The sequence below is a fragment of the Rhodococcus sp. T2V genome, from assembly GCF_029269925.1.
Classification (GTDB): domain Bacteria; phylum Actinomycetota; class Actinomycetes; order Mycobacteriales; family Mycobacteriaceae; genus Rhodococcus_F; species Rhodococcus_F koreensis.
In genome coordinates this window covers 24,456-33,587 of record NZ_JARJBD010000103.1, presented here as the reverse complement: position 1 = coordinate 33,587, position 9,132 = coordinate 24,456, and the positions used below count along the sequence as shown (strand labels likewise).

At 64.0% G+C, this 9,132-nt stretch carries 8 protein-coding genes and 2 pseudogenes; 4 read left to right on the top strand and 6 right to left on the bottom strand.

The window, feature by feature from the left end; translation table 11 throughout:
- Nucleotides 1-111 precede the first annotated feature (111 nt).
- Nucleotides 112-318: a hypothetical protein gene (locus P3H15_RS45245; RefSeq protein ID WP_276143281.1), complete on the bottom strand. Its 207-nt coding sequence runs from the start codon at nt 316-318 to the stop codon at nt 112-114.
- Between the two features lie 470 nt (nt 319-788).
- On the opposite strand from P3H15_RS45245, the pseudogene P3H15_RS45240 reads away from it, so the two are divergent.
- Both P3H15_RS45240 and P3H15_RS45235 read left to right on the top strand, forming a co-directional pair.
- Nucleotides 789-979, top strand: a pseudogene (locus P3H15_RS45240) (transposase); the annotation flags it as partial.
- A 47-nt stretch (nt 980-1,026) separates the two neighbouring features.
- The gene (locus P3H15_RS45235) at nt 1,027-1,311 is read left to right on the top strand and encodes a transposase (protein WP_276143280.1); all 285 of its coding nucleotides are present in this window, start codon (nt 1,027-1,029) and stop codon (nt 1,309-1,311) included.
- Nucleotides 1,312-1,494: 183 nt separating this feature from the next.
- On the opposite strand, the gene P3H15_RS45230 is transcribed toward P3H15_RS45235, so the two are convergent.
- Nucleotides 1,495-2,400 (bottom strand): oxidoreductase, encoded by a 906-nt coding sequence (locus tag P3H15_RS45230; RefSeq protein ID WP_276143279.1) that lies wholly within the window; start codon nt 2,398-2,400, stop codon nt 1,495-1,497.
- Nucleotides 2,401-2,505: 105 nt separating this feature from the next.
- Between P3H15_RS45230 and P3H15_RS45225 the strand changes: the two are divergent.
- Nucleotides 2,506-2,699, top strand: a pseudogene (locus P3H15_RS45225) (TetR/AcrR family transcriptional regulator); the annotation flags it as partial.
- 63 nt (nt 2,700-2,762) lie between these two features.
- Here the strand turns inward: P3H15_RS45225 and P3H15_RS45220 are convergent.
- On the bottom strand, nt 2,763-3,995 hold the full coding sequence (locus P3H15_RS45220) for an IS4 family transposase (RefSeq protein ID WP_276143278.1): 1,233 nt from the start codon (nt 3,993-3,995) through the stop codon (nt 2,763-2,765).
- Nucleotides 3,996-4,335: 340 nt separating this feature from the next.
- Here P3H15_RS45220 and P3H15_RS45215 point away from each other — a divergent pair, with 340 nt between their 5' ends.
- Complete coding sequence (locus tag P3H15_RS45215; RefSeq protein ID WP_276143277.1) at nt 4,336-4,731, top strand: hypothetical protein; 396 nt, start codon at nt 4,336-4,338, stop codon at nt 4,729-4,731.
- 334 nt (nt 4,732-5,065) lie between these two features.
- On the opposite strand, the gene P3H15_RS45210 is transcribed toward P3H15_RS45215, so the two are convergent.
- The 3 genes from P3H15_RS45210 to P3H15_RS45200 all read right to left on the bottom strand — a co-directional run bounded on the left by P3H15_RS45210 (nt 5,066) and on the right by P3H15_RS45200 (nt 8,375).
- Nucleotides 5,066-5,743: a GntR family transcriptional regulator gene (locus P3H15_RS45210; protein ID WP_276143276.1), complete on the bottom strand. Its 678-nt coding sequence runs from the start codon at nt 5,741-5,743 to the stop codon at nt 5,066-5,068.
- 86 nt (nt 5,744-5,829) lie between these two features.
- Entirely contained in the window at nt 5,830-7,437 is a 1,608-nt protein-coding gene (locus P3H15_RS45205; protein ID WP_276143275.1) for an NAD(P)/FAD-dependent oxidoreductase, read from the bottom strand.
- An 11-nt stretch (nt 7,438-7,448) separates the two neighbouring features.
- On the bottom strand, nt 7,449-8,375 hold the full coding sequence (locus P3H15_RS45200; RefSeq protein ID WP_276143274.1) for an alpha/beta hydrolase: 927 nt from the start codon (nt 8,373-8,375) through the stop codon (nt 7,449-7,451).
- Between the last annotated feature and the right edge of the window lie 757 nt (nt 8,376-9,132).

Genomic DNA, 9,132 nt, shown 5'->3' with positions numbered 1-9,132 from the left:
CAACGCCGATCAACGCCAGGTCCAGTGGCACTTCACCACCGACGACGCCCGCATCGAACTCCGCCACCTATATCCCAACACTTAGCAGCGACAGTCTACTAGTGTTCTGAGTCAGGAAGTTTGTTCATAATTGAAGACTCGGCAGATGACGCGTACCGAGAGACCGAAAGCCGAGCTGAAATTGTCCAACGCCGAATGTGCCGTACTGGGCGCGGCGCTCGCCGACACCTCAGGCTTGGGTGACATGCCGCGATCGGTGATCGACGCGCAGATCGCCGAGGTGGTGGGTTTGTATTTTGGATCCGCCAGAGCGGGCATGGTGTCTGGGTCGACTGGGGGTCCTCCTGCGTGCGGAGGCGAAGTTCCCAGATCCAGGCGCTCGACCGATCGCAATCGGTGCTGCCGATGTTGCCGGTGTCCTGCAGCGGACGACGTCGGACTACGTGCGCTCCGGCCACGCTTTTGTTCGCCGCCGTCAATATCCCTCGGGACAGGGTGATCGGTTCCTGCGCCGCCGGCATCGTGCCGACGAGTTCAAGAAGTTCCTGATCACACTTGGAAGGCAGCCATCGCTGGTCTCTGCCTCGACGAGTTCGGCACCGTCAATCTGAAACCCCACCCGGACCGACGGTGGGCGCAGCGCCGCGGCAATCACAAGGACCCGGAGCGAGCACCGTGGCGCCGACGGCGGGCGACCTACACCCGACCGCACAGAGTCCGACACCTGCGCGCCGCCTACGACCTCGGCAAGGTCAAGCTGTGCGGCCACACCACGGCGACGAAGAACCGCCGAATTCCTCTCCGCGGTCAGGGATCCCGAACTCTGATCGGGTCCGCCGATCAACTCGCGACCTGGGCCGGCCTGGCACCGAAAACCAAGGATTCCGGCGAACACACCGGCCGCCTGCACACGCCGCAGCGTTACAGCCGACGCTTGCGGCGGGTGAAGGACATGTCGGCGCTGACCACGGTCCGCTGCGCCGCCGCCTCGTATCCGCGCACTCGACCCCGGAAATCAAAGCGTGGTTGGCACACAAGAACCGCCGCCGGTGGCACCTGCACTACACCCCAACGTCGAGCTCCTGGCTGAACCTGATCGAACGCTGGTTCAAAGAACTGACCGACAAGCGGCTGCGCCGCGGCGTCTTCACCAGCGTCACCGACCTTGCCGACGCGATCACCACGTGGGCACAACACTGGAACAAGGAACCCAAACCCTTCGTGTGGAAAGCCACCGCGGAAGACATCATCGCCAAAGTCCAACGCGGCCGCACCTCCCTCCACAAGATCAAATCGCAGACAGACCACTAGCCTTTCGCGTCGAGCTTCTGTGGAAGCCGGACGAGCTTCCCCAGTCCGCCGTTGTCCGCGAAGTTCAGCTCGACGAGCAGGAGCTGGGCGATCAGTGAGCGGACAGTCGGGTTGTCCTGATCAACAGTGACGCCAATGCTCGTGTGTATGCTGTGGAACCGGATGACGCTCCCGATGACGCGTTCATGCGGCGGGGAGGGCGACGCCGGTAATGCGCTCTGCCTCGGCCCACAGGCGAGCGGCAACCTCCTCGTCCTGTCCGCGCTTGGACACCGACGCCGACGCGGGGCGCCCGACCATGCCGAACCGGGGACCGTAGTAGCCGCCCTGTGTCACATCCGCCGCAGTGGCGGCGTACAGCATCGGGTCGGCGCCGGCTTCGGCGGAGTGACGTGGGGTGATCAACGCGGCAATCCGCAGTAGAAGCGGCTGCCGGCCGCCGAGCTGCGTGCCATTCTCGAAGATACTGGTCGACGCGTTGCCCGGGTGCGACCCCAGAGACAGCAGATTCCAGCCGCGCGCGCTCGCGACCCGCGCGAGCTGCTGGCTCAGCAGCAGGTCGGCGAGCTTGGACCGCGCGTACGCGCCGATCGGGCTGTAGTCCCGCTCCCAGTTGAGGTTGCCGAAGTCGATGGGCGCCTGGTTGCTGCTGGACATCGTCACCACTCGCGGGGCCTTTGCTTTCAGCAGCGCCGGGAGCAGGCGCATGGTCAGCGCGAACGGGCCGAAGAAGTTCGTGCCCAGCTGCATCTCGAACCCGTCGACGGTCTCGTGCCGCTCGGGGAGCATCATGACGCCGGCGTTGTTCAGCAGCAGGTCGACCGGGCGCCCGTCGGCGATCACGGCGTTGGCGAACTCCTTCACGCTGGCCTGGTCGGCCAGATCCAGACGGCGCACCTGCACATCTGCGCGGGGATGCGTGGCGAGGATGTTCTTCTTCGCCTGCTCGCCCTTGGCGGCGGTGCGCACCGCGATGATCACGGTCGCGCCGGCGCCGGCGAGCTTACGGGCCGCTTCTTTGCCGGTGCCGCTGTTGGCGCCGGTGACGATGGCGAGCTTGCCGCTTTGGTTCGGGACTTCGTAGGTCATGCCCAACTCCTTTTAGAGACTGGTGGTCTGTTCACGCTCTCAAATCTAACACACCAACGGTCTTTAAACAAAAGACTATCGGTCTTTACTATTCGAAGCATGATCATGGACTTCCAGCAGGCGCGGAGCGAGGAACAGCCCGAGTTGCGGCGGCAGACGATCCTGTCCACGACGACGGGCACGCTCACGGAGATGCCGGTGTCGCAGGTGAGCCTGAATGAGCAGCCGCCGCGTGGGGTGGCGAAGTCGAACGTGCTGCGCTACTTCGAGTCGCGCGAGGCGATCTGCTGGAGTTGCTCGGTGCGGAGGCTCACGAGCGGGTCGCCGACGTGCTCCGGGAGGTTAACGGCAATGCCGCGCAGTTAGGGCGGCGGGTCTGTTGTCAAGTGGGCTAGTATGAGGATGCTGATGCTGATCTCGGCGTGGTAGTTGGTGCGGCCGATGGCGCCCTTGGCTCGGTGTTTGGAGATTGCGCGCTTCACTACGCGGGGGCTGACTCGTGTTCTGCGCGTGGGCATTAGATCGGTGATTACGGCGCGGCCGATGGCGCCGACCAGGTCGATGACGGTACCGGCGATGACGCCGGCGGCGTGGATGAGCTGGTCGCGGGCGGCGTGGAGAGCGACGGTGAAGCTGGCCCGGTCGGGGCTGGCGGTCGGGTTGGTGGCGGTGGCGTCGGCGATGGCCAGACGGAGGGCTTGGTAGGTGGTCAGCAGGGCGTAGACCTCCTGCTCGATGCCGGCGGGGGTGCGTGCGCGCAGGACCCGTCCGCCCAGGATGCTCGATTTCAGTTCGAGGTAGGAGGTTTCGATCTCCCAACGTTGGTGGTACAGGGTGACGATCTCCGATGCCGGAAACGCCGTGTGGTCGGTCAAGGTGGTGATGAGCCGGTAGCTGCCGACTCGGCGTCTGTGCTGGTGATCGCCGGTGCCGGTGATAATGATTTCGGCTTCGATGACTCGAAGTTTCACTCCGGCGATCAGCGTCAGGTAGGACCGGTCCGGACAGCGTCCGATCCGCGGGAGTTTGCGGTTGCTCTTGCAGCGAATGAGCAGGTCCGCGCCTGTGTCGGCGATGCCGGTGATGATGTTCTGTGCGGCGAAATTGCGGTCGGCCAGGAGCAGCATGCCCGGCCGTAGGCAACCGAACAAGTTCGGTGCGTAGGTGGTTTCGCCGATGTCGGTCGGACCGAACACGGCGTCGATGATGGTTCGGGTCCCGCAGGCGACGATGGTCAACATCCGCATCAGCGGATATCCCGAACCGCCGTGGGTGCCGCTTTGGCGAGTGTAGCGGCACAGGTTCGCCGCGCTGTCGGGCACCGACATCGTGGTGCCGTCGACCGCGCAGACCAGCAGCCCATGCCAACGGGTCGCCCCCGCCGCCGGCCCGGCGAGCAGCTCGAACAGCGCCTGCAACGGTTTCGTCCCGATCCTGCGGCGAGCCTGGGCGAGCGCGGAACTGCCCGGCCGGACCGGCGTCAGCTCGTCCAGTCCGGCGGTCAGTCGCGCCCACACCTGCTGGTAGCCGCCCTCGGCGAACAGTCCGGCCGCGAGCAGCAGGTACACCACCACCCGCGAGGGCAGATCACGCACCCGTTCTGCACACTCGACGTCGACGCGAGTGCGTCGTCGACCATCTCGAACGGCACGATCTGGGTCAACTCGCCGAGGTGACCGGGCGCAAACCGGCCTACGGCAACCTCGACGGGACGGCGGATGACAGACTGTGTGGACAGCGGAACTCCCGAGGTAAAGGGGGGTCTTGCGAGGACAAGCCCTCGATACCGGGAGTTCCGCTGCCCCACACGTACCGACACGCCCTCTACTCACGCGTGTCACATTTGACCCAACAGTCACACGCCTAACTGCGCGGCATTGAGGTTAACGGCGCGGATTTCGGTCCGATTGCGGTGCGGGTCGCGCTCGTCACGGGGTGATCGCTTCCACGCTCGCGGCGCTGCCGGTGTTGTGCGACCCGATGCACGCCGAGTCCGGGATGCTGGAGCGCAACGCCTCGGTCGAGGCGGTGCTGCGGCACATGCACGCCACCGACAGATGGCCGACGAGATCATCCGCGTCCTCACCACCTCCATCCCAGGATACAGGCGAGGTGATTGCGGCCCTGCTGCTGGTCGCGGGCACCTCCTGGCCGTATGCCGAGCCCGGCGAGGCACTCGCCGCCGCCTACAAGCGGGACGCCACCGTCGCTGCGATGCACCGCGACTTCACCACCCTCGTCCAGCGCACCCTCACCCTTACCATAGGTGGGCTCCTCGCGGGAGAGGACGCGGGATCGGCAGGCGCGGTAGGGCGCGCGCAGACGCACTGAACGCCGCGGAGCGCGAGCACCAGTGTTGCCCGAGTACGGCCAAGAACCCATGAACGCGTGGCGGTTGTCCATCGTCGACCGACGTATCGAGCTGACGGATCCCCGAACTCGACCCCGGTGATGGGCAGGTCCTCGCGTAGGTGCATGTTGCGGGCTTGTGCCACTCCAACGTCGGGGTGTACGAAGGGCACCTGTGACAATAGGGGTTGATCACATTGACGGTGATCTTGTCCTTGCCCCATTCCTTCGCAGCGATGCGAGGCAGGCCCCGGAACGGTTCCTATTGGACGCAAATGCGGTGCGACGGGGGCACGGCCTGAACCCCGGCAAGCAGCTACGTGTCTGGGCGAAAGATGATGCGGAGTTCCCGGCCACCCGCACGCATCTCAGCGACTAGCTCATCGAAATGCCGTTCCAGTCGCTCCACTGCGCCATCGGCGTCATCCGCCTCCAACTGGGTGGTGACAGCAGCGAACGCCGTGGGCCACATACTCCAGAGCGGGCTCCCAGGCTCCGCGCTCAGCATGCGGTGGGACCGCGCAGCGATGCCCTGTACCACGGCCTCAATCTCGCGGTTTCCCGCCGCCGCAAGCAGCTCCCCGATAAACGCGTCCACTGCCTGTGCGGAGCGCGGCGCATCGTTGGCCCGTCCTGCGCTGTCCATTTGGTTGACCGCCGCTCTCATCGCGGCCAATTGAGCTGCCCCGAGATGCCCCACGGCGCGACGGAGAGCCGCGACCAGTAAGACACCGAACACGTCCATCAGCTCCGTGGCTCGCTCCATCGAGAGGGCCATGACCCGACGACGTTTGTTGGGCAGCGCCTCGACCAAGCCTTCGCTGATAAGTTGAGCTACCGCTTCTCGGATCGGTGTGATGCTGACGCCGAGGCGCTGTGCGAGCTCCGCATCCTTGATCGGCTCGCCGGGGGGCAGGTCGCCGGAGATGATCTCGAGTCGGAGTCGCTGGACAACGGCTTCCCCGCGCGTCATCGGCGCTTCGAACTGCGTCATGACGTGCTCCTATTCACGGCCGAACCGATTGCGCAGTGTGAACGAGGTGTGCCCCGACCTTACTGCCGGAGCACACCTCGCTGTCGTCACACCGCCAGGGTGAATCCCTTGTAGCCGGCCGCGGCAACCTCGTCACAGATCGCACGATATGGGCCGACCCCGCCTGCGTACGGCATGAACACACGCGGCTTGCCTGGCACGTTGGCCCCGAGGTACCAAGAGCTTGCCTCAAGCATCAGCGTCCTGCTCGCCACGTCGTTAACGTGGTCAACCCACTCGTCCTGAGCATCGCGTTCGGCCTCTACGCGTGTGTACCCGTGTGCCTCCTTGTGGTCCAACAGTGCCGAAATCCATTCGACATGCTGTTCGATCGAGATGACCATCTGGCTCAGAACGGCGGGGCTGCCCGGGCCAGTGATCATGAACAGGTTCGGGAACCCGTTCACCGCAAGCCCGAGATATGTACGCGGACCCGCGGCCCACTCGTCCGCCAGCGAGATGCCGTCCTTGCCAACAATGTTGATACGGTTCAGGGCCCCGGTCAGTGCGTCGTAGCCCGTCGCGAACACGATCGCATCAACCTCGATCTCCCTGTCACCGACCCGCACCCCAGTCTCGGTGACCTCCTGGATCGGCTCTGACCGCAAGTCGACGAGTGTGACATTCGATCGGTTGTAGGTGGCGTAGTAGTCGGTGTCGACGCAGATTCGCTTGGCTCCAACGGGGAAGCCATACGGCTTCAGTCGGTCGGCGACGGCGGGATCGTCGACGATCGCGTCTATCTTTCCGCGGATGAAGTCGGCAATGGTGTCGTTGGCTCGCTTGTCTCTCATCAGGTCTTGGTAGGCGTAGAGGATCCCTCCGCCACCCGCTGCCCACATCTTCTCAAAGCTTGCGATGCGCTCGGCCTCTGGGACGGCGAGGGCCGACGGTTGCAACTCCGGGATCGGCACGCCACCCGGCGAGCGTCGCGAGTCCTCGCGTAGCTGTGGGTATTTCGCCTTGACGTCGGCGATCTCCTTGACGTCGAGCGGGCGGTTCTGCGCGGGAACTGTGAAGGTCGGCGTGCGCTGCAGCACGGTGAGGTGCGTGGCCTGCTCCGCGATTTTGGGGATCGCCTGGATTCCCGACGACCCGGTACCGATGACCGCAACCCGGTTGCCTGTGAAGTCGACTCCCTCGTGAGGCCACATGCCTGTGTGATAGGTCGCGCCGGTGAACCGGTCCATGCCGGGGAGATCAGGCAGATTGCCGATCGACAGGCAACCGGTCGCCATGACTACGTACCGCGCTGTCACCTGCTCGCCGGAGTCGAGTCCGATCGTCCACCGGTTCGTGGCGTCGTCATACGTCGCGCTTTCTACGCTGGTGTCGAAGGTGAACAGTTGACGCAACTCAAACCGGTCCGCGACGTGGTTGAGGTACTTCAGGATCTCAGGTTGGGTCGAAAATCGCTCATTCCAGGTCCATTCCTGCTCGAGTTCGCGATCGAAAGAGAACGAGTAGTAGACGCTGTCAGCGTCGCATCGGGCCCCCGGGTAGCGGTTCCAATACCAGGTACCGCCGACGTCATTGCCGCGCTCGAAGCCGCGGACGCTCATCCCTCGACGCCGGAGCTCATGCACGAGGTACATCCCTGCGAATCCTGCGCCCACCACCACTGCGCCGACATCGACGCTCGTTGGGTCATTCATGAGTTTTCCTCTCAAGTGAGCCGGGCAAGGCCGTCGGCGACGAATTGCATTCCGTCGACGCTTCCCGGCAAGACGTTGACGAAGGTGAAGAAGCCGTGCATCTGACCGGCGAATTGGCGGTGCTGGACGTCGACACCGGCATCGGCAAGTCGGCGAGCGAAGGCATCACCCTCGTCGCGCAACGGATCGTGCTCGGCAGTGAGAACGATCGCCGGAGGGGCACCCACAAGCGATTCGGCATGCAGTGGTGATGCTTCAGCCTCGCTGCGCCGGGCGATGTCGGGGATGTAGTGATCCCAGAACCAGATCATTGCCTGCCGGCCGATGAGCAGTTGGTTCTCCGGGTCGAGATACGAGGCGGTGTCAAAGTCGGCATCCATCACCGGGTACACCAGCACCTGCGCTGTGACCTCAGGTGCGTCAGGTTGCATGGAACGGAGAGCACACACGGCGGCCAAGTTGCCGCCGGCGCTGTCACCGGCAACGACGAGAGGGGCGCCGGGAAGGCCAAGCTCGTGACGGTTCTCCGAGGCCCATTGAACCGCTGACCACGAGTCTTCGACAGGTCCGGGGTATGGGTGCTCGGGCGCCTTGCGATAGTCGACCATTAATACGGCGGCATCCGCCGTCGCAGCCAATGTTCTTCCAGCGGCGTCAAAGTCGTCAATCGCACCAGTGACCCAGCCGCCTCCGTGGAAGTAGACGATCAGCGATTGTGGTGCGTCGGTTCCGACGAGCAGACGAGCCTGGATAGAGCCCCCCGCCGAGCTGGGGATCGATAGGTTCTCCACTCGGGCCATGTCCGGACCCGCTCCAAACAACTCCTTAAGTTTTGCGCCGATACCGCGCGCTTCGGTCGGCGTCATCTCCCAGATCGGGACCGCGTCCGGATCGGCTGCGCCGGCAATGAATTGCGCACTGGCTGCGTCCAAAGCCATCGCTTCGCACTCTCCTCTTCTCGCCGAACTCTGCGGCACGAGTCTCGACTCACCCACTAATGTGACGCCGCTCACGCAGCTTAGGATGCAGAATGCAGTCTTTCAACCCTCTTTAGTGCTCTTTTTCGCAACCTGTTGATTGTTCGAATGCGCAGGAGTTCGACGGGAACCTACACGTCCACGAGTCGCTGGCGCGAGCCTCCAGATCCCTATGTTCACGAATTCGTCTTTACTACAAATATTTTCAAGAAATGCCTAGCCGCAGGCAAGGCGACCCGCAACCACGACGCAGCCACCCGAAACCTTGACAGCAGCAAGTGGCTCGCGTCACACTCTGAAAATTCAACACACTTAATTGCAGTCGAGGGGAAGTTGAGGCATGCGACCGTTCCTCGACCTCGCTGCCAGACCGAACGATCAGTTCGATGGAGGTAAGTCTCATGAACGGGCCAACGACGCGAGCCATGCGACGAAAGGTCGGCATCGCGATGTCGACGATGATGGCAGGAACAGTGCTCGCGGGATAAAGAACGCTCAACCGGACGCGGTCTTCGTCGACACCTACGGATCCACCCAGGGTCTCTCCTGCTAACTGCGTTCGAACAGGCTGGGCTCGACGTCCCTCTGTTCGGCGGTACCTCGGCGGCCGGCACAGACATCAGCCAATACACCGATCCCGACGCATACGACGGAATGGTGGTGTGTGCCTATGCAGAGAGTTTCGCTGGCAGAGGAAACCCCGGCGCCACCGCCTTCG

Excerpts from the sequence above, each read along its gene's own strand:
- P3H15_RS45210 (WP_276143276.1), bottom strand. The coding sequence starts at position 5,743 with ATGACGCAGTTCGAAGCGCCGATGACGCGCGGGGAAGCCGTTGTCCAG.
- P3H15_RS45230 (WP_276143279.1), bottom strand. The coding sequence starts at position 2,400 with ATGACCTACGAAGTCCCGAACCAAAGCGGCAAGCTCGCCATCGTCACC.
- P3H15_RS45245 (WP_276143281.1), bottom strand. The coding sequence starts at position 318 with ATGCCCGCTCTGGCGGATCCAAAATACAAACCCACCACCTCGGCGATC.
- P3H15_RS45205 (WP_276143275.1), bottom strand. The coding sequence starts at position 7,437 with ATGAATGACCCAACGAGCGTCGATGTCGGCGCAGTGGTGGTGGGCGCA.
- P3H15_RS45200 (WP_276143274.1), bottom strand. The coding sequence starts at position 8,375 with ATGGCTTTGGACGCAGCCAGTGCGCAATTCATTGCCGGCGCAGCCGAT.